Raw genomic sequence first — 19,219 nt, 5'->3', positions numbered from 1 at the left:
CGCCTACCGGGAATTCCACCGCGACCTCGGCTGGGATCTGCCCGAGGACGAGCTCGGCGAAGCGGCATCACCGACCGCCGCCCCCTGGGGCTGAAGCTGCCCGGGTTAAGCTCGGTGCCTGAGAGGGTCGCGCAGCCCGGGGCGCAGTCGATCACCAGATCCAGGCCACCGACTGATGCCGGTGGGGTGGTTGCACGGCGCCGGCCGGAACGAGGCCATACATCGCCCAGAGGGTGTGGGTCACGGTGCGGCTGGCCGGCAGATCGGCATTGGCCAGCAGGAGGCTGAGGCGGTTGCTGCGGGCACTGGTTGGATCCGTCGCCAGGGCCGCCAGTTCACGGCGCAACCACTCACCCGGGTAATGGGTCGCCTCGAAGCGGGGGCGATCGGCGCTCACTCCCAGGTGGCTGAGCAGGGGCCGTCGTGCACCCAGTAGAGAACACTCTCCTCGGCGGCATCGAGCTCGGCGGCCTTGCCGGCGGGCAGCACGAACAGATCTCCCTGGCGCCAGTCCTGGCTGAATTCCCTGCTCAGGGTCGTGGCGGGCTGACGGCAGTTCCCGGCCCCCTTCCAGACATAGAAGAGAGAACTGGTGGCATTGGCTCCGGCGCTGATCGATTCACCGGCGAGAATCCGCACGAAGTTGGCACTCAGTGCCGGGCTCGTGGCCGGTCCCTGGCAGCCCAGTTCCCGGCTGAGGTCTAGGGGCAGGATCGCGCTCGGCCCGCGGGCATGGAGATCGGGTCCCCAGCGTCCCTCCGGGATCGGCTCCGTCAGACCGTGGCGAATCGGGTTGGCGGCCTGCCGGTAATCGAACAGCTGAGCCTTGCTGGTGGCCGCGGCTGGGGCTTCTGGAGTACGGGTCATGGCTCGAGCCACACGATGATGGGGCTGACCTTATGAAGGTCAGGCCGGTGATTGGGTGCTGGCAGGCACAGGCCGGACTCGTGGTGTGGTGACGCCGATCAGCCACGCTCTGGCCTGGGCAGCCCCGGGCGCTTCAGCCGCCGGCCACGGCCGGCACGATGCTCACCTCGTCGCCGTCCTTGAGGGGGGTGGCCTGGTTGTCGAGGAAGCGGATGTCCTCGCTGTTCACGTAGACGTTGAGGAAGCGGCGCAGCTTGCCGGCCTCATCGCAGAGCCGACCCTTCAGGCCTGGATAGCGGCCGTCGAGGGCTGCGATCAGCGCATCGACGCTGCCGGCCTCGAGCTCCACGCTCGCCTCGTCGTTGGTGAATTTCTGCAGGGGGGTGGGGATCAGAACCTGAACGGCCATGGTGCTGCGCTGGGGCGATGTTGAACGGATGGGGTGACGTTGGCGAACCGGGCGCGGGATCAGCCGTGCCGGTGGGCGACCTGGGCCTGCTGCCAGGCGGCATTGAAGCTGTCGAGCTGGGCCTCGATCGTGTAGGGCTGACCGATGGCATCCACCACGGCTTCGGTGGTCTTGAGGCCGTTGCCGGTGATGTAGGCCACGGTGCGCTCCTCGGGGTTGATCGTGCCCTGCTCCACCAGCTTCTTGAGCACGGCGATGGTGGTGCCACCGGCGGTCTCGGTGAACACGCCCTCGGATTCGGCCAGCAGCTTGATGCCCTCCACGATCTCGGTGTCGTTCACCGCGGCGATGCTGCCGCCGGTGCGGTTGGCGATGTCGATGGCGTAGGGGCCGTCGGCGGGGTTGCCGATGGCGATCGACTTGGCGATGGTGTTCGGCTTCACGGGCGTGATGAAGTCACGGCCCTCGGCGAAGGCCTGGGCGATCGGGCTGCAGCCCTCGGCCTGGGCGCCGCTGAAGCGCACGGCCTTCTCCTCCACCAGGCCGCACTTGATGAACTCGTCGAAGCCCTTGCGGATCTTGGTGAACAGGGAGCCCGAGGCCAGGGGCGCCACGATGTGGTCTGGCAACTCCCAGCTCAGCTGCTCGATCACCTCGTAGCCGAGGGTCTTCGAGCCTTCGGAGTAGTAGGGGCGCAGATTGATGTTCACGAAGCCCCAGCCATAGGTGTTGGCCACTTCGGAGCACAGGCGGTTCACCTGGTCGTAGTTGCCCTTCACCGCCATCAGGGTGGGGTTGTAGATCAGGGTGCCGAGCACCTTGCCCAGCTCCAGATCGCTGGGAATGNACACGCAGCACTCCAGGCCGGCATGGGCGGCGATTGCGGCGGTGGAGTTGGCCAGGTTGCCGGTGGAGGCGCAGCTCACCGTCTTGAAGCCCAGCTCGCGGGCGCGGGTCAGGGCCACGCTCACCACCCGGTCCTTGAACGAGAGCGTCGGCATGTTGACGCCGTCGTTCTTGATGTAGAGCTGCTTCAGGCCGAGGCGCCTGGCCAGGTTGTCGGCCCTCAGCAGCGGCGTGAAGCCCGTGCCCACGTCGATCGGGTCGCCTTCGATCGGCAGGAATTCGCGGTAGCGCCACATCGAGGCCGGGCCGGCTTCGATGGTGGCGCGGCTCACCCGGCTCCTGATCGCCTCGTAGTCGTAGACCACCTCCAGCGGGCCGAAGCACACGTCTTCACAGACGTGGCGTGCGCCGGCCTCGTAGGGCTCACCACACTCCTTGCAGCGCAGGCCGGTGAAGGTGGGTCCGGAGAGGGCGGAGCGGGAGAGGGTGGCCGTCACGGGGGACCCCATCAATCGCCCAGGAGGCTAACAGCGCCGCAGAGGGTCGCGAAAGAACACCGATCTGCGACATCGGCTATTGCCCGTCGCGGTGGCCCTGCTTAAGGTCCCCTGGAGATGGAGCCACCGATGCGGCGGCAACTGCAGCGCCTCCCTCGGCCGTTGCTGGCCGCCATGGTGGTCGTTGCCCTGGGCGGTGGGCTGTGGTGGCTGGCCCGCCTCTGGGTGGAGTGGCAGTGGTTCGAGCAGTTCGGCTGGGTCGCCGGCCTGAACGTTGTCGAGGCCGTGGATGCGCGCGATGCCGTCACCGACGCTCAGCACGCTGCCCACTTCGGACACTTGCGCATCCGTGCCAAAATTGGCGATCTGATCCTTGATAACCTTGGACGATTTCTGCGGCACGAATGTCCATGAGAATGTTAGCCTTTCATCGCTTGGCTGAGCTGTGTTGAGACGGGGTCTTGATGCTGGAATCGATCATCTGGCTGCCATGCGNGCCGGTGCGGTTGGCGATGTCGATGGCGTAGGGGCCGTCGGCGGGGTTGCCGATGGCGATCGACTTGGCGATGGTGTTCGGCTTCACGGGCGTGATGAAGTCACGGCCCTCGGCGAAGGCCTGGGCGATCGGGCTGCAGCCCTCGGCCTGGGCGCCGCTGAAGCGCACGGCCTTCTCCTCCACCAGGCCGCACTTGATGAACTCGTCGAAGCCCTTGCGGATCTTGGTGAACAGGGAGCCCGAGGCCAGGGGCGCCACGATGTGGTCTGGCAACTCCCAGCTCAGCTGCTCGATCACCTCGTAGCCGAGGGTCTTCGAGCCTTCGGAGTAGTAGGGGCGCAGATTGATGTTCACGAAGCCCCAGCCATAGGTGTTGGCCACTTCGGAGCACAGGCGGTTCACCTGGTCGTAGTTGCCCTTCACCGCCATCAGGGTGGGGTTGTAGATCAGGGTGCCGAGCACCTTGCCCAGCTCCAGATCGCTGGGAATGAACACGCAGCACTCCAGGCCGGCATGGGCGGCGATTGCGGCGGTGGAGTTGGCCAGGTTGCCGGTGGAGGCGCAGCTCACCGTCTTGAAGCCCAGCTCGCGGGCGCGGGTCAGGGCCACGCTCACCACCCGGTCCTTGAACGAGAGCGTCGGCATGTTGACGCCGTCGTTCTTGATGTAGAGCTGCTTCAGGCCGAGGCGCCTGGCCAGGTTGTCGGCCCTCAGCAGCGGCGTGAAGCCCGTGCCCACGTCGATCGGGTCGCCTTCGATCGGCAGGAATTCGCGGTAGCGCCACATCGAGGCCGGGCCGGCTTCGATGGTGGCGCGGCTCACCCGGCTCCTGATCGCCTCGTAGTCGTAGACCACCTCCAGCGGGCCGAAGCACACGTCTTCACAGACGTGGCGTGCGCCGGCCTCGTAGGGCTCACCACACTCCTTGCAGCGCAGGCCGGTGAAGGTGGGTCCGGAGAGGGCGGAGCGGGAGAGGGTGGCCGTCACGGGGGACCCCATCAATCGCCCAGGAGGCTAACAGCGCCGCAGAGGGTCGCGAAAGAACACCGATCTGCGACATCGGCTATTGCCCGTCGCGGTGGCCCTGCTTAAGGTCCCCTGGAGATGGAGCCACCGATGCGGCGGCAACTGCAGCGCCTCCCTCGGCCGTTGCTGGCCGCCATGGTGGTCGTTGCCCTGGGCGGTGGGCTGTGGTGGCTGGCCCGCCTCTGGGTGGAGTGGCAGTGGTTCGAGCAGTTCGGCTGGGGGGTGGTGCTCGGTCGCCGCTGGGCGCTGCAGGGTCTGGGCCTGGCGCTGGGCCTGGCCCTGGGCGGAGGCTTGCAGCGCTGGTTGGTGTGGCTGTGGCGCCGGCCGGTGGCGGCAACCGGTGAGCCATCACGGTTTTGTCTGGCTCCGTTTCCCTATCTGCTGGCGCTGCTGGCGCTGGCGGCGCTACAGATCCTGCCGCTGCTGCTGCTGCTGCGGCTGGCCCAGCGGCTGCTGCTGAGTCCCTTCGACCAGCACCGGCTGCATGGACTGGTGGCGCTGGCTGAATTCCCCTGGCAGCCCGGGGTGCTGCTGGCGGTCGTGCTGCTGCTGGCCCTGCTGCGGCAACCGCTGCGCACGCCGCGGGCGCTGGCCGCTCTCGCCAGCCTGGCGGCCGCGGTGGCGCTGGCCCGGAGCTGGGGGCTCTGGACCCTGGCTCTGTTCGCTCCCCAGAGCGGACTGCGCGAACCACTCCTGGGGGCCGACGTGAGTTTCGCCCTGGCCCGTTTCCCGGCCCTCACGTTCGGCCTCACCCTGGCGCTCAGTCTGGGGATCCACCATCTGGGCGCAGCGCTGTGGGGGTTGATGGCACGTCCTCCCCAGCTCACCGACGGTCGTTTCGCCGGATTCAGCACGGCGCAGCTGCGGGCCCTGCGCGCACCCTTCGGACTTCTGGGCGTGGCCGCGGCAGGCGGTTTCTGGCTTGGCCGTCATCAGCTGCTGCTCAACACCCAGGGCAGCGTGCCCGGGGCGGGCTGGGTCGATGTGCATGTTTCGCTGCCGCTGCGCACCGCCGCCGCCGTGCTGGCGCTGATCACCGGAGTGCTCCTGCTGCTGCCCCTGCCCCGGCGCGGCTGGCGCAGCCGCACCGTCCTGGTCAGTGGGGCGGTGCTGCTGCTGGTTCTGATGCTGGAGTCCCTGCTGCTGCCGGTTCTGCAGCTGATGGTGGTGAACCCGCGCGAGCTGGAGCGCGAGACCCCCTACCTGGCGCGCTCGATCGCGGCCACCCGGGCGGCCTTCCAGCTCGATCGCATCAACATCCGCAACGTCAACCCCAGCGCCCGCCTCAGTCGGGAGGACCTGGAGCGCAGCCAGGCGACGATGCGCAACATCCGCCTGTGGGACAGCAAACCGCTGCTGGCCACCAACCGCCAGCTGCAGCAGCTGCGCGTGTTCTACCGGTTCTCGGAGCCCACGGTCGACCGCTACGCCATCGCCGCCGGCGACGGCTCCCCCCAGCAGCAGCAGGTGATCATCACCGCCCGGGAGGTGGACATCTCCGGCTTGCAGAGAGCGGCGCGCACCTGGCTCAACCGCCATCTGGTGTTCACCCACGGCCAGGGCTTCACCGTCACACCGGTGAACACCAGCACCCCCGACGGCCTGCCGGAGTTCTTCATCAGCGACCTCGGGGCCAACAGCCGCATCAGCGGCAGTCCTGAACTCGGCATCAGCCGGGACCAGGTGGAGGCGGCAATCCCGGTGGGTGACCCCAGCCTCTACTTCGGCACCCTGCCGAATCCCTATGCCCTGGCGCCCACCCGGGTGCGGGAATTCAACTTCCCCGAGGGTGAGATGAATGTCTACACCCACTACCGCGGCATGGCCGGTGTGCCCCTGCGCAACGCGGCGGCCCGGCTGGCGGCCGCCCTCTATCTGGGGGAGCCGCGGCTGCTGGTGGAAGGTGCCCTCACAGCGGACACCCGACTGCTGTTGCGTCGCGAGGTCCGCGAGCGGGCCAGGCGGCTGGTGCCGTTCGTCGCCTTCGAGGCCGAGCCCTATCTGGCGTCCGTGCGGCTGGGGGACGACGCCGGACCGTTCCGGCGCGGCCAGCACCAGTTCTGGATCGTGGACGGCGTCACGATCAGCAGCACCTATCCCTACAGCGCCCCGGTGCCGGGCCGTCCCGACGTGCGCTACGTGCGCAACTCCGTGAAGGCCGTGGTGGATGCCTACGACGGCCGGGTGGCCTTGTACGTGGCCGAACCCAGCGATCCTCTCATCACCGCCTGGCGCCGGTTGTTCCCCGAGCTCTTCCAGCCCCTGGAGGCCATGCCGGCGGCCCTGCAGGCGCACATCCGCTATCCGGTGCCGCAGTTCGAACTGCAGACCGCCCAGCTGCTCCGTTATCACGTGACCGACCCGGCCGTGTTCTACAGCGGCGACGACGTGTGGCAGATCCCCAAGGAGATCTACGGGGCCGAACTGGTGTCGATGGAGCCTTATCACATCAGTGGTCAGCTGGCCCCGGATCTCTCACCGGAATTCCTGCTGCTGCAGCCCNTCACCCCCCTGGCCCGTCCCAACCTGGTGGCCTGGCTGGCGGCCCGCAGCGACGGATCCGCCTACGGCGAGCTCGAGCTGCTGCGCTTCCCCAGCCAGACGCCGATCCTGGGGCCCGAGCAGATCACCGCGCTGATCAACCAGAACCCCGCGATCAGCCAGCAGTTCGGGCTCTGGAACCGCTCCGGCGCCGAGGTGGTGCAGGGCAATCTGCTGGTGATGCCGGTGGGCGAGGCCCTGCTCTACGTGGAGCCGGTCTACCTGCGGGCCCGCCAGGGTGGGCTGCCCACGCTGACGCGGGTGGTGGTGAGTGACGGCACCCGCATCGCCATGGAATCCACCCTGGCCCGTTCGATCGACGCGCTGCTGGAGACCCGGCGCTCGCTGCCGGCCCCAGCGCCCGAGACGCTCCTGCCCCTCCAGCAGCGGGCTGCCTAGCTAGAGGGATGCACAGCGAAGGGGGCAATAAAAAAGGGGGCCGAAGCCCCCTGCCGTTCGGTGCTGGGATGATCCCGCAGCGGATCAGGCGGCGACGGCCGTCTTGGGGTCCAGTTCGCCCTTGGCGTACTTGACGGCGTAGTAGTTGATGTCGTGCTGCTTGATCTTGCTGGCGTTGCCGGCGCACCAGAACTGCTGGTAGCGATCCAGGCAGACCTTCTTCATGTAGGCCCGGGCGGGCTTGTTGAAGTGGCGGGGATCGAAGTTGGCCGGATCCTTGGCGGCCGCCTCACGCACGGCGGCGGTGAAGGCGAGGCGGTTGTCGGTGTCGATGTTCACCTTGCGCACGCCGTTGCGGATGCCTTCCTGGATCTCCTCCACGGGCACGCCGTAGGTCTCGGGGATGGCACCGCCGTACTGGTTGATCATGTCCAGCCACTCCTGGGGCACCGAGGAGGAGCCGTGCATCACCAGGTGGGTGTTGGGGATGGCCTTGTGGATCTCGGCGATGCGGCTGATGGCCAGCACCTCACCGGTGGGCTTGCGGGTGAACTTGTAGGCGCCGTGGCTGGTGCCGATGGCGATGGCCAGGGCGTCGACCTTGGTCTTGGCCACGAAGTCGGCCGCCTCGCCGGGGTCGGTGAGCAGCTGGCTGTGGTCGAGCTTGCCCTCGAAGCCGTGGCCGTCCTCGGCCTCGCCCATGCCGGTCTCCAGGGATCCCAGGCAGCCCAGCTCACCCTCCACGCTCACGCCCACGGCGTGGGCCACGTCCACCACTTCCTTGGTGACACGCACGTTGTACTCGTAGGAGGCGGGGGTCTTGGCGTCAGCNTCCAGGGAGCCGTCCATCATCACGGAGGTGAAGCCGTTGGTGATGGCGCCGAAGCAGGTGGCGGGGCTGTTGCCATGGTCCTGGTGCATCACCACCGGGATGTCGGGATAGGTCTCGACGGCGGCCAGGATCAGGTGGCGCAGGAAGTTCTCGCCGGCGTACTGACGCGCCCCGCGGGAGGCCTGCAGGATCACCGGGGAGTCGGTTTCGTGGGCCGCCTCCATGATCGACTGCACCTGCTCCAGGTTGTTCACGTTGAAGGCAGGGATGCCGTAGCCGTTCTCAGCGGCATGGTCGAGCAGCAGCCGAAGCGGAACGAGCGCCATGGGAAACCTCGCGGAGGCGGGAGTTGAGGATGGGGGCGAGTCTACGGGATGTGCCCGCGGGCTCCTGCAGCCCTCCTGGGCCGGCCAGTCAGCCAAAAAGGCCCCGCCGGAGTCCGGCGGGGCCGAAGCAACGCCTGGGGAGGGCCCCAGGATGATCAGTCGATCAGCTGCTGCTTGCGCAGGGATTGAACGGTGAAGCCGTTCTGTTTGGCGGCGCGACGGGCCTCGTCGGCCTGACGGGCCATCTGCCGGGCAGTGGTGATGGACATGGAAGTGCCTCCGTGTAGAGCCCGCTCAGAACGGCGGGTGTGGATGGCGCGTTGCTTCGGGGAACGGGAGAACCCGGTTGATCCCTACTTCCGCCTCCGGAGCGAGCCCCGTCGGTCAACGTGATTGAACTGTAGCGGTTGTTACCGTCCTGAATGGTCTGCAGTGATACTCCGCGCCCSCGATCCCGGGGGTGGATCACCGCCCTGCCGCCTTGCGTTCTGCCCCCGTGAGCCGGGCCGCATCGCAGCAGCGCTGGCTGAGCACCGCCTCCGCCAGCCCCGGCAGCATCGGTCGGCCCTCCCGCACGGCGGCAGCCCACCAGCCATGCAGCCGTTCCACCGGTGCGATCCGGCCGTCAGCCCAGGTGCGCGCGAAGGCGAGCCGGGGTTCCGCCTGCAGCGGTCTGAGGGGCTCCCCGCCGCGGGAGAGCCACAACCCGAAGCCGTGCACGTAATCGCTCTGGTTGTCGGAGCCGAGCACCGCTGTGCCCGCACGGCCGTAGAGCTCCAGCCAGCAGCCCCGGCCCTGCCGGGTCACCGAGGCCAGATTGACCTGGGCCGGTACGGCCCTCCCATCGCCCTGCTGCAGCTCCAGCTGCACCAGGGCGATGTCCTCGGCATCCACCGCCGCCATCGCTCCGCCCCCGTTCGGCAGGGGGCGCTCCGGAATGCTGGTGCTCAGCAGGGCTGAGACATCCCGGCTCGGTCCCACCAGCCAGTGCAGCATGTCGAAGGCATGGGTTCCGAGGGCGCCGAGCACGCCACCGCCGGCCGCAACCCGGGAGTACCAGCTCCAGGAGCGGGAGGCGTCGGCCCGGCTGCCCATCAGCCAGTCGAGTTTGACCAGCACGAGCTCTCCCAGCACCCCGCTCGCCACCAGCTCCCTGAGCTGCTGGAACAGCGGCACGGCCCGGTATTCGAAATCCACCGCCACGACCAGGCCGCGCTGGATGGCCAGACGCTGCAGCTCCTCGATCTGGTCGGCGCAGAGCGCCACGGGTTTTTCGAGCATCAGCGGCTTGCCGGCCAGCAGGGCACGCCGGGCCAGCTCGAAGCGGGGTTCCGGTGGCGTGGCGATCACGATGGCCTCCACATCCGGATTGTCGAGCAGGGCGTCGAAGTCGCTGTGGCCGGGCAGCTCCGCCTGGCGGCAGGCCTGCACCAGCCGCTCGGGGCGGGGATGCCACAGGGCCACCGGCGTGGTGTGAGGGCAGGCGCGCAGGGCCGGTAGGTGCACCGACTCCCCGAAACCGAGGCCGGCGATGGCCACGCGCAGGGGAGCTGAAACAGAGGCCATGGTCGGCAGCGGGGTGGGGTCCGGGCGTCAGGCAGCCTGGAGCAGCGTCGAGCCGGCGGCACAGCTCGCCTCGATCACCGACTCGATCAGACCGTCACCGGCTGGGGCCTGCCACTGGGCGCCGAAGCGGGGCAGGCCGTTCACGGACCTGTCGCGGTAGAGCTTCTGGCTGCAGTCGACCTCCATCACGTAGAGGTCCGGAGAGCGGGGCTTGCCGGCATCGCCGGCCGGCTGGAAGCGGCTGAGCACGGAGAGGTTGCCGCCGGGGCTGAGGTGCAGACTGCCGGCATCCCACCACTGCCGTCCGTCATCGGTGGCGGGCACCTCCCGCCAGTCCACCGAAGCGGCCAGGGCGGGCGGCGCGAGCGGCGTGAGCCCCACCAGCAGGATCAGGGCCCAGCTCAGCAGCGCCGGGATCAGGCGGCGCATCAGGCGGCGACAGCCTCGCGGCAGCCGTGCAGCCTCAGCAGGCTGGCCAGGGTGCTCTTCAGCCGGGTGCGATCCACGATCACGTCCACGAAGCCGTGATCGCGCAGATACTCGGCCGTCTGGAAGTCGTCGGGGAGCTTCTCGCGCAGCGTCTGCTCGATCACGCGCCGTCCCGCGAAGCCGATCAGGGCCTTCGGCTCGGCCAGGATCAGGTCGCCGAGCATGGCGAAGCTGGCGGTCACCCCGCCGGTGGTGGGGTGGCTGAGCAGCGGCATGTAGAGCAGTTCGGCCTGCCGGTGACGCTCCAGTGCGCCGGAGATCTTGGCCATCTGCATCAGCGAGAGCATGCCTTCCTGCATGCGGGCACCACCGGAGGCGCACACGATCAGCACTGGATAGCGGCGCGCCGTGGCCTCCTCGATCAGACGGGTGAGCTTTTCACCCACCACCGACCCCATCGAGCCGCCCATGAAGCGGAAATCCATCACGCCCAGGGCCAGCGGCAGACCGCTGGTGCGGCACAGACCCGTGACCACGGCGTCCTTGAGTCCCGTCGACTGCTGGGAGTCACGGATGCGGTCGGCGTAGCTGCGCCGGTCCTTGAAGGCCAGGGGGTCGGTGGGGGCGAGATCCTGATCAAGCGGCTCGAAGCTGCCGGGATCGGCGATCTGCCGGATCCGCTCCTCGCTGTCGATGCGGTGGTGGTAGCCGCAGCCCTTGCACACGCTGGCGTTGGCGATCAGATCCTTGCGGTACACCACCAGACCGCAGTCGGGGCATTTGCTCCAGAGACCATCGGTCTCCTCGGTCTCCTGGACGCCGCGCACCGGGGGTGCCATCTTGCGGCGATCGGCAAACCAGTCGAACAGCGACATCGTCACCGGCAGTGAACCGGTTCCATTAAAGACCCCGCCACCGGCGCAGCCGTGCCGGCCTCAGCCCGCCGGCAGCAGCAACGCCAGCCAGGCGCGGGCCCTGTGCACCACACCACCACGCCGCCCGCTGCCAGAAAGGGACCGAAGGGGAAGGGCTGATGGCGGCCGAGCCGACCGGTGAGGCGGCCGAGACCGCCCACCACGGCGCCGCCGAACACGGCCAGGATCACGGTGGCACCCAGCCCGCCGAGGCCCAGCCAGGCACCGAGCAGGGCTGCGAGTTTGGCGTCTCCCAGCCCCAGGGCGGGTTTGCCGATCAGTCGGGCGGCAAGGGCACTGGTGGCCTCGAAGCCCAGCAGGCCGGCGACGGCCGCGAGCAGATGGTGCAGCAGCACATGCCGGCCGAGCTCGGCGTCCTGCTGGAAACCGATCACCGCGGTGACCAGCAGCCCGAGGAGCAGGCCGAAGCGGCAGAGAGGTTCCGGCAGCCAGAGGCGGTCGAGATCGATGAGCACCAGCGGCATCAGCCAGCTGACCAGCATCCAGCCCGCCGGGATCAGCAGCCAAGGGGCTGGCTCGGCTCCGAGGCCTCCCGGCCTGGCCAGCAGCATGGCCACCCACAGGCCGGCGGTGAGCAGTTCCACCAGGGGGTAGCGGATCGCGATCGGGGCCTGGCAGTCACGGCAGCGACCCCTCAGCCAAAGCCAGGCCAGCACCGGGATGTTGTCGAACCAGCGCACCGGGCTGCCGCAGCGGGTGCAATGGCTGGGCGGCATCACCAGCGACTCCTCCCGTGGCAGACGCCAGGCCACCACATTGATGAAGCTGCCCACGCAGGCACCCAGCAGGGCAGCCGGCAGCAGAAGCGCGTCGGTCATCGCAGACGCGGCATGCGCAGACGTGCCGGCCGCTGCCGGCTGAGGCGGCCATGCACCATCTCCAGGGGCACGAACTGCTCCTCGGGCAACAGCACCGGTGTCTCGAAGACAACGCGTCCTCCGGCGGCGCCGCTGAGCACCACCCCGCAGNNCTCCGCACCCCCGGGACACTGCTCCAGATAGGCGGTCAGCACGTTCCGGGCACGTCGCAGGACCACCTGGCTGTTGATCCGATCGAAGCGCAGCGGAGATGGAGAACCCACCGCGCNGTCGATCCGGAACGACGGTGTGGCCGGGCCCGGTGACGCGGTGCTGGGTGGGGCCTGAGAGGCGAAGGAAATGGCTTCACCTGATCCGATCGCGTCCCCAGAGTAGGGNCAGTGGCTGCAATCAGCCCAGTTTCTTCTTGTCTTCGATCATGCGGTGGATGATCGGGGTCAGGATCAGTTCCATCGCGAAACCCATCTTGCCGCCGTTCACCACGATCGAGGTGGGGCTGGACATGAACGAATCGTGGATCATGTCGAGCAGGTAGGGGAAGTCGATCCCCCACTTCTCGCGGGCCCCCTTGCGGAAGTGGATGATCACGAAGCTTTCATCCGGCGTCGGGATGTTCCGGATCATGAAGGGATTGGAGGTGTCCACCGTGGGCACCCGCTGGAAGTTGATGTCGGTCTGGCTGAACTGCGGGCAGATGTGTTGATGTAGTCGGGCATGCGCCGCAGGATGGTGTCCACGGTGGCCTCGGCGGAATAGCCGCGCTCGGCGTTGTCGCGGGCGATCTTCTGAATCCACTCGAGGTTGGTGATCGGCACCACGCCGATCAACAGGTCCACGAGGCTGGCCACGTCATAGCCATCACCCTTCACGCCGCCGTGCAGACCCTCGTAGAAGAGCAGATCGGTGCCGGTGGGGATCGGCTCCCAGGGGGTGAACTGGCCGGGCTCGAGGCTGGTGCCCAGTCGGGCGTTGTGGTCGGCGGCCTCCTCCACCGAGTGGAGGTAGTAGCGCTTCTCACCGGTTCCGGTCTCGCCGTAGGTCCGGAACAGCTGCTCCAGCTTGTCGAAGAGGTTGGCTTCGGGGCCGAAGTGGGAGAAGTTCTCACCTCTGGCCACAGCTGCGGCCATGGCCTCCTTCATCGGCCCGCGCTCGTAGCGGTGGTAGCTGTCGCCCTCCACCACCGCAGGCTTGATGCCTTCACGGGTGAAGATGTATTCGAAGGCGCGCTTGACGGTGCTGGTTCCTGCGCCGGAGGAACCGGTGACGGCAACGACCGGGTGACGCTTCGACATCGGCGCAGGGGAGAAAACGGTGCTGAGTTTGGCAGGTCGCCGGTCCGGGGGCCGGCTGGCTGCNGTGGACCTTTACCGGTGGGGCCCTCAGCTCTCCACGGCTGCCAGCAGCCGGTCGCCCATCGCCATGCAACCCAGCAGCGTGCAGCCAGGGGCCATCAGATCGCCGGTGCGGTAGCCGGCCGCCAGCACCCGTTCCACCGCCCGCTCCAGATCGGCAGCGGCAGCCTCCTGCTTCAGGCCGATGCGCAGCAGCATGGCGGCGCTGAGCACCATCGCCATCGGATTGGCCTTGTCCTGGCCTGCGATGTCGGGGGCGGAGCCATGGATCGGCTCGAACAGCCCCGGGCCTTGCTCACCCAGGGAGGCCGAGGGCAGCATGCCGATCGAGCCGCTCAGCATGGCGGCCTCGTCGCTGAGGATGTCGCCGAACAGGTTGCTGGTCAGCATCACGTCGAACTGGCGCGGATCCCGCACCAGCTGCATGGCCGCATTGTCGACATACATGTGGCTGAGGGCCACGTCGCTGAAGGAGGCCAGGTGGATCGCCTCGACGCGCTCCCGCCAGAGCTGACTCACATCGAGCACGTTGGCCTTGTCCACGCTGCAGAGCCTCCCCCGGCGCTGATGCGCCAGCTCGAAGCCCACCCTGGCGATGCGGTCGATCTCGTGATCGCTGTAGGCCATCGTGTTGAACGCCCGGGTCCGGCCGTCGGCCTCCACGCGGCCCTTGGGGGTGCCGAAGTAGACCCCACCGGTGAGTTCGCGCACCACCAGCAGGTCCACCCCCTCGATCACCTCCCGCTTGAGCGTGGAGGCGTCGATCAGGGCCGGCATGATCCTCACCGGCCTGAGATTGGCGAACAGCTCCATTCCGGCCCGCAGGCCCAGCAGGCCGGTTTCCGGCCGTTTGTCGCGGGGCAGCGTGTCGTATTGAGGCGATCCGATCGCCGCCAGCAGCACCGCATCGGCCGCCTTGCAGGCGTCCAGGGTGCTGGCCGGAAGCGGTTCGCCCGTGGCCTCGATGGCGGCACCGCCGATCGGCTGCTCGTCGAAGCTGAGGCCGAAGCCATGGCGCCGGCCCACCGCTTCCAGCAGCAGCCTGGCCACGGCCGTGATCTCAGGACCGATGCCATCGCCGGAGAGCAGCGTGATCCGGTACTGCGGGGATTGCGGGCCTTCCATGCGCGGGCTGGCGGTGAGACGAGCGCTGAGCCTGCCGAGGGTAGTTCGGGGCGAAACGCCGCTTCGAGCGGCGATCCGGTCGTCTGCTCAGGGGTTGTAGNCGTCCGGCTCCTCGGCGAGCTGTTTCTCCAGCTTTCGCAACGAGCGCGCCATCTCGGGGAGAGATTTGAAGACGGCCGCGCTGCGCACGAACTGCCTGGCGGGAATCGCCGGAACGCCACAGACGACTTCGCCTGAAGGCACATTGCCGGGGATGGCGGCCTTGGCATAGGCGACGACACCGTCGCCGAGGCTGATCTTGTCGGCAACCCCCACCTGGCCGCCCAGGATCACGTTGTTGCCGAGCTGAGCCGCGCCGGCGATGCCGACCTGGGATGCAAGAGCGCAGTCGCAGCCGATCTGAACGCCATGGCCGATCTGCACGAGATTATCGATTTTCGTGCCACGACCGATCCTCGTTTCTCCCATCGCCGGTCTGTCAACGCAGGTGTTGCAACCGAGCTCGACATGATCTTCGAGCACAACGCGCCCTGTCTGAGGCATCTTTCGCAGGCCGTTCGGTGTGCGAACAAATCCGAATCCCTCCGCACCCACCACGNCATTGGCCTGAATCACGCAGTGCGGGCCGATCGCGGTGCGGCGATGCAAAACCACGCCGGAATGAATCTCGCAATCCGAAGCGATCGAAACATGATGCTGGAGAATGGCGCCCGCATGGATGCGGCAGCGATCACCGATCCTGCAGTGAGCCCCGATCACCGCCAGAGCTCCGATCCAGACATCCGCTCCCAGAACAGCAGTGGGATGGATCTGCGCTGAGCTGTCAATACCGGGTTCGATGGNTTCTTCAGGATGCAGAACATCGAGAAGCTCAGCGAAGCTCAGCTTCGGATACTCACTCTCGATCCAGGCGATCCCAAGGGTGGTTGCCGATGATTTCAGGTGGGCGTTGCCGAGCGGCAGAATCACGGCGGATGGAGAGGTGCCGCTGAGAATCCTGTCGCAGGATCCAGCTTCGTAGAAGCAAATCTGACCCTGCCCCGCTTCATGCATGGGCGCCGCCGATTCAATCCAGGGATCTCCAGCGAGATCCATTGAAGCGTCGTGAGCGATGGATGGCAGGGTCGCAATCAACTCACTGAACCGCATGGACCCAGAACCCGATTGGAGACGAATCTAGGTTCCGGCCTGCAGTGCACGGCCTGGCTCCGTGCCGCATGGCCGGGCGGCTTTACAGCCGGGCCGCCTTCACGAGATCGGGAAGCCGGCTGAATGCCGTGACGCAACGCAGCCAGAGTCGATGGGGGATGGCGGGATAGCCACTCACCACAAGACCAGCTGCGATTCTGCCGTGCAGCCCGGATTTGGACGTGGCGGTGACACGGTCCCCGATCACGGTTCGATTGGCCACGCCGACCTGGCCGGCAAGAATCACATGGTCNGCCGATCCGCGAGCCGCCCGCCACGCCCACCTGCGCCGCCATCGCGCAGTGGCGGCCGACGGTCACATCGTGGCCCACGTGGACGAGATTATCGAGCTTGCTTCCGGCGCCGATCCGCGTTTCACCCACACAGGGTCGATCAATGGTCGAGCCGCAGCCCACCTCCACATCATCTTCCAGCACCACAACACCGATCTGCGGCATTTTNCTCCAGCCAGCGGCGGTGGGCACAAATCCGAATCCCTCGGAGCCGATCACTGCCGTGGAATGAATCACGCAGCGCTGACCCAGCTGACAGCCTGGGTGCAGAACCGCATTGGCGTGGATTTCGCAGTCATTCCCGATCGTGACGTTCTCCAGCACGACCACGCCCGGATGCAGGACGCATCGAGCACCGATCCTGCAGTTGCTGCCGATCACCACGTTGGCTCCGATGTGGGTCCCCTCCCCGATCGGGGTGTCCGGGCTGATCGTGGCGGTTGGGTGGATGCCGGCCGGTGCGGTCGGACGCGGATAGAGCAGATCCAGGGCTTCGGCAAAACCCAGGCGTGGATCCGGCAGCCCGACCCAGGCCATGCCGCGGTCGGTGGCCTGCTGGCGCAGCAGAGCGGATTCCTCGCCCGTCGCGGGGATCAGCACCGCACTCGCGCGGCTCGATGGCAGCAGCCTGGCGAGAGCGTTCCCCTCCTCCAGGAAGCAGAGCTGCCCTTCCACTGCACGATCCAGAGACTCAGCCCCGAGGATCGTGGGATCGTCGGCCAGATCGAATGGGGTTGCCTCGGTCACCTGGCTCAGCTGTCTGACTAGCTGGCTGAGGCGCATCGATTCAGTCCGTCTGGACGGATGGTAGGTGCGCGCTTCCGGCGATCAGCCAGCGGTGATGGCCAGCTCGTCGCGGTGCACGACCTCCACGCCCTCCCGCCCGATCAGGCGGCGCAGCTCGTCGCTCCCCACGGCACTGATCCCCCGGCCCAGCTCGCGTCCTTCGCCACTCACCAGACGCACCGCCTCTCGCGGGCCGAAGCTGCCCTGAACCGCCACCACTCCCACCGCCAGCAGCGAGGCACCCTGGTGCAGCAGGGCCCGTTCGGCGCCTTGATCCACCTGCACCGTGCCCTTGGGCAGCAGGGCATGGGCGAGCCAGCGCTTGCGATCGGGGAGCGGGGTGGCCGAGGGCTGAANCAGGNTCCCGAGCCGTTCACCTCGCAGCAGTCCGTCGAGCACCGCCGGGTTGCGGCCATCGGCCAGGAGCACGCGGATGCCGCTGGAGGTGGCGATGCGCGCCGCCGTGAGCTTGGTGGTCATGCCGCCGGTGCCCCAGCGCCCCCCGCCGCCGGCCACGCCGCTGAGGCGCTCCAGTTCGCCGAGATCCCGCACCTCCTCGATCGGATGGGCCTGGCTGTCGGTGCGGGGNTCACCGGAATAGAGGCGATCCACATCGGTGAGCAGGATCAATTCATCGGCGCCGATCGCCACGGCCACCAGGGCCGAGAGCGTGTCGTTGTCGCCGAAGCGCAGCTCATCGGTGGCCAGGGTGTCGTTCTCGTTCACGATCGGCACCACTCCCCAGGCCAACAGTTGCTCGAGGGTGCGGCAGGCGTTCTGGTAGCGGCGGCGGGAGGCCAGATCGCCGCGGGTGAGGAGCACCTGGGCCACCGCCAGGCCGCGCACGGCGAAGGCGTCCTGGTAGAGGGCCATCAGGCGGCCCTGGCCCACGGCGGCGGCCGCCTGCAGGGCCACGACCTCACTGGGCCTGGCGGCCATCTGCAGCGCCGAGCAGCCCAGCCCCACCGCGCCGCTGGTGACCAGGGCGATGGCGTCGCCGCCGCGACAGGCACGGTTGAGGCTGGCGGCAAGGTCGGCCACCACCGCGGCAGTCGGCCGCTCCGGGCTGCCGCGCAGCAGGCTGGTGCCCACCTTCACCACGCGACGTGTGGGCCGTTGCGGTTGCGCCATCAGCCCAGGCTGGCTCCCAGCCAGTGGGCCAGGCGCAGTTCCAGCTTCTGGAGACGGTCGCGCTGGCAGGGTCGACCCTGGGGATCGATCGGTTTCACCAGCACGGTGAACAGCCCCAGTCGATTCCCTGCGATCACATCGGTGAACAGGCGATCGCCGATCAGGGCCACCTGCTGGGGCTCCATCGCCAGCTGGCCGAGCACCCGTCGCAGGGCCGCCCGCCGCGGTTTGCCGGCGGAGGTGGTGAAGGGCAGCTGCAGCTGCCTGGCCACGGCGCCGATGCGCTGGCGGGACGGATTGTTGCTGAGCAGGTGGATCGGCATCCGGGACCGGGCCGCCCGCAGCCAGAGCAGGGCGCTCTGCGGCAGCTCCGCCTGGCGGCGGGGAAGCAGCGTGCGGTCCACGTCGAGCACCAGGGCCCGGATGTCCTGATCGAGCAGATCCTGCAGCGGCAGCTCCGCCAGGGTGCGGTCCAGCAGCCAGTCGGGCCTGAGCAGCTCCCGCAGCATCAGCCGGCTGCCTCCCGCTCCTCCAATTCGGCCTCGATGCGCGGCTGCACCCGCTCGAACTCCTCGCCTTCCACCAGCCTGGCCTCCGAGCCCTCCATGCGGGCCACCACGAAGAAGGGGTCGAGCGGGATGTACAGCCCGTACTCCTGTCCCTCGGCCCGGAACTGGATCAGCATCTCGTAGAGGTCGCTGTCGTCGTCGTCCTCTCCCTCCAGCTCCTCGTCGAGCTCCTCGGGGTCGGGCTCCTCGAGCTCCCCGCTCACGGTGAGGGTGACCGCCGAGCGCACCAGGGTCAGATCGTGCTCCTGGAGCACCACCTCGGCCACCGAGAGGATCTGCTCGGCGCCATCGAGCTCCTCGATCACCTCATCCTCCTCGGCCTCGTCCTGGGCGATCCGCACCAGACAGACAGGCGTGTCAACCGGCGTGAGCAGGGCGTAATCGCGGCCGTCGAGGGGGATCAGCTGCTCGAGGAAACACAGCAGCTGGCGGCCCTGCCCGTCGCGCACCACCACGGTGGGCACATCGTTGGAGGTGTCGGCTGGATCCGTCGGAGAGGAACCGGAGGAGGGCATCGCTGCTGTTCGAATGCCTTCAGGATGGATCACAGCCGGCCGGCTGGCAGCCGTCGATGGCCGCCGCGACCACCGGTTCGGGCCCCTCCAGCAGCCACTGCTCGAGAAGCAGCGCAGCGGCCGCGCTGTCCAGGCTGCCGGAGCGGTCACCGTGCAGCCCGTGGCGCTCGGCCGCCGCCCAGCTGCTGCTGTGCTCATTCACCCAGGCCAGCGGCAGGCCGGTGGCGGCGGCCAGCTGCAGCCAATAGCGCCGGCAATGGCGGGCCTGGGGGG

General features: G+C 68.2%; 18 protein-coding genes, 3 pseudogenes and 1 riboswitch. Of the genes and pseudogenes, 2 read left to right on the top strand and 19 right to left on the bottom strand.

Annotated features, from left to right (window positions below; genetic code table 11):
• Nucleotides 1-151 precede the first annotated feature (151 nt).
• From SYNGFB01_RS15365 to thrC (SYNGFB01_RS06815), 4 genes are all read right to left on the bottom strand, one after another.
• Nucleotides 152-397 (bottom strand): hypothetical protein, encoded by a 246-nt coding sequence (locus SYNGFB01_RS15365; RefSeq protein WP_235299973.1) that lies wholly within the window; start codon nt 395-397, stop codon nt 152-154.
• Nucleotides 394-867 carry a hypothetical protein gene (locus SYNGFB01_RS15360; RefSeq protein WP_235299972.1) on the bottom strand — a complete coding sequence of 158 codons (474 nt, stop codon included), beginning with the start codon at nt 865-867 and terminating at the stop codon, nt 394-396. Before SYNGFB01_RS15360 ends, SYNGFB01_RS15365 begins: the two co-directional genes overlap by 4 nt.
• 133 nt (nt 868-1,000) lie before the next feature.
• Entirely contained in the window at nt 1,001-1,276 is a 276-nt protein-coding gene (locus SYNGFB01_RS06820) for a MoaD/ThiS family protein (RefSeq protein ID WP_048017459.1), read from the bottom strand.
• A gap of 59 nt (nt 1,277-1,335) precedes the next feature.
• A complete protein-coding gene (gene thrC / locus SYNGFB01_RS06815) occupies nt 1,336-2,631 on the bottom strand; it encodes a threonine synthase (RefSeq protein WP_048017458.1) in 1,296 nt (431 codons plus the stop codon).
• A 150-nt stretch (nt 2,632-2,781) separates the two neighbouring features.
• Here thrC (SYNGFB01_RS06815) and SYNGFB01_RS14565 point away from each other — a divergent pair, with 150 nt between their 5' ends.
• On the top strand, nt 2,782-3,033 hold the full coding sequence (locus SYNGFB01_RS14565) for a hypothetical protein (RefSeq protein WP_235299970.1): 252 nt from the start codon (nt 2,782-2,784) through the stop codon (nt 3,031-3,033).
• 49 nt (nt 3,034-3,082) lie between these two features.
• On the opposite strand, the pseudogene thrC (SYNGFB01_RS06805) reads toward SYNGFB01_RS14565, so the two are convergent.
• Nucleotides 3,083-4,114: pseudogene (gene thrC / locus SYNGFB01_RS06805) on the bottom strand (threonine synthase); the annotation flags it as partial.
• 117 nt (nt 4,115-4,231) lie between these two features.
• Between thrC (SYNGFB01_RS06805) and SYNGFB01_RS06800 the strand changes: the two are divergent.
• Nucleotides 4,232-7,081, top strand: coding sequence for a UPF0182 family protein (locus SYNGFB01_RS06800; RefSeq protein WP_082325914.1), 2,850 nt, complete (start codon nt 4,232-4,234; stop codon nt 7,079-7,081).
• 84 nt (nt 7,082-7,165) lie between these two features.
• Here the strand turns inward: SYNGFB01_RS06800 and fba are convergent, their stop codons facing one another.
• From fba to ruvX, 14 genes and pseudogenes are all read right to left on the bottom strand, one after another.
• The gene (fba, locus tag SYNGFB01_RS06795; protein WP_048017456.1) at nt 7,166-8,239 is read right to left on the bottom strand and encodes a class II fructose-bisphosphate aldolase; all 1,074 of its coding nucleotides are present in this window, start codon (nt 8,237-8,239) and stop codon (nt 7,166-7,168) included.
• A 314-nt stretch (nt 8,240-8,553) separates the two neighbouring features.
• A riboswitch (Glutamine riboswitch) is annotated at nt 8,554-8,631 on the bottom strand.
• Between the two features lie 73 nt (nt 8,632-8,704).
• The gene (locus tag SYNGFB01_RS06790) at nt 8,705-9,805 is read right to left on the bottom strand and encodes a Gfo/Idh/MocA family protein (RefSeq protein ID WP_048017455.1); all 1,101 of its coding nucleotides are present in this window, start codon (nt 9,803-9,805) and stop codon (nt 8,705-8,707) included.
• A gap of 27 nt (nt 9,806-9,832) precedes the next feature.
• Nucleotides 9,833-10,234 (bottom strand): hypothetical protein, encoded by a 402-nt coding sequence (locus SYNGFB01_RS06785; RefSeq protein WP_048017454.1) that lies wholly within the window; start codon nt 10,232-10,234, stop codon nt 9,833-9,835.
• Nucleotides 10,234-11,109 (bottom strand): acetyl-CoA carboxylase, carboxyltransferase subunit beta, encoded by an 876-nt coding sequence (gene accD / locus SYNGFB01_RS06780; protein ID WP_048017453.1) that lies wholly within the window; start codon nt 11,107-11,109, stop codon nt 10,234-10,236. The genes SYNGFB01_RS06785 and accD overlap by 1 nt, the downstream gene beginning before the upstream one ends.
• Nucleotides 11,110-11,111: 2 nt before the next feature.
• Nucleotides 11,112-11,987, bottom strand: a complete 876-nt coding sequence (locus SYNGFB01_RS06775) for an A24 family peptidase (RefSeq protein ID WP_082325913.1) — start codon at nt 11,985-11,987, stop codon at nt 11,112-11,114.
• Complete coding sequence (locus tag SYNGFB01_RS13185) at nt 11,984-12,250, bottom strand: hypothetical protein (protein ID WP_082325912.1); 267 nt, start codon at nt 12,248-12,250, stop codon at nt 11,984-11,986. The genes SYNGFB01_RS06775 and SYNGFB01_RS13185 overlap by 4 nt, the downstream gene beginning before the upstream one ends.
• Nucleotides 12,251-12,377: 127 nt before the next feature.
• Nucleotides 12,378-13,279, bottom strand: a pseudogene (locus SYNGFB01_RS06765) (phosphoribulokinase).
• Between the two features lie 87 nt (nt 13,280-13,366).
• The gene (gene leuB, locus SYNGFB01_RS06760; protein WP_048017451.1) at nt 13,367-14,464 is read right to left on the bottom strand and encodes a 3-isopropylmalate dehydrogenase; all 1,098 of its coding nucleotides are present in this window, start codon (nt 14,462-14,464) and stop codon (nt 13,367-13,369) included.
• An 87-nt stretch (nt 14,465-14,551) separates the two neighbouring features.
• The gene (lpxD, locus tag SYNGFB01_RS06755) at nt 14,552-15,613 is read right to left on the bottom strand and encodes a UDP-3-O-(3-hydroxymyristoyl)glucosamine N-acyltransferase (RefSeq protein ID WP_048017450.1); all 1,062 of its coding nucleotides are present in this window, start codon (nt 15,611-15,613) and stop codon (nt 14,552-14,554) included.
• An 82-nt stretch (nt 15,614-15,695) separates the two neighbouring features.
• Nucleotides 15,696-16,728 (bottom strand): annotated as a pseudogene (gene lpxD, locus SYNGFB01_RS06750) (UDP-3-O-(3-hydroxymyristoyl)glucosamine N-acyltransferase).
• Between the two features lie 45 nt (nt 16,729-16,773).
• Nucleotides 16,774-17,862 (bottom strand): glutamate 5-kinase, encoded by a 1,089-nt coding sequence (proB, locus tag SYNGFB01_RS06745; protein ID WP_048017449.1) that lies wholly within the window; start codon nt 17,860-17,862, stop codon nt 16,774-16,776.
• The gene (locus SYNGFB01_RS06740) at nt 17,862-18,371 is read right to left on the bottom strand and encodes a YqeG family HAD IIIA-type phosphatase (RefSeq protein WP_048017448.1); all 510 of its coding nucleotides are present in this window, start codon (nt 18,369-18,371) and stop codon (nt 17,862-17,864) included. The genes proB and SYNGFB01_RS06740 overlap by 1 nt, the downstream gene beginning before the upstream one ends.
• A complete protein-coding gene (locus tag SYNGFB01_RS06735) occupies nt 18,371-18,946 on the bottom strand; it encodes a DUF3727 domain-containing protein (protein WP_048017447.1) in 576 nt (191 codons plus the stop codon). The genes SYNGFB01_RS06740 and SYNGFB01_RS06735 overlap by 1 nt, the downstream gene beginning before the upstream one ends.
• 19 nt (nt 18,947-18,965) lie before the next feature.
• On the bottom strand, nt 18,966-19,219 hold a 254-nt coding region (gene ruvX, locus SYNGFB01_RS06730; protein ID WP_048017446.1), incomplete at its 5' end, for a Holliday junction resolvase RuvX.

It is taken from the genome of Synechococcus sp. GFB01 (assembly GCF_001039265.1).
Lineage (GTDB): Bacteria > Cyanobacteriota > Cyanobacteriia > PCC-6307 > Cyanobiaceae > NIES-981.
This window is presented reverse-complemented; position numbering and strand designations above follow the sequence as displayed.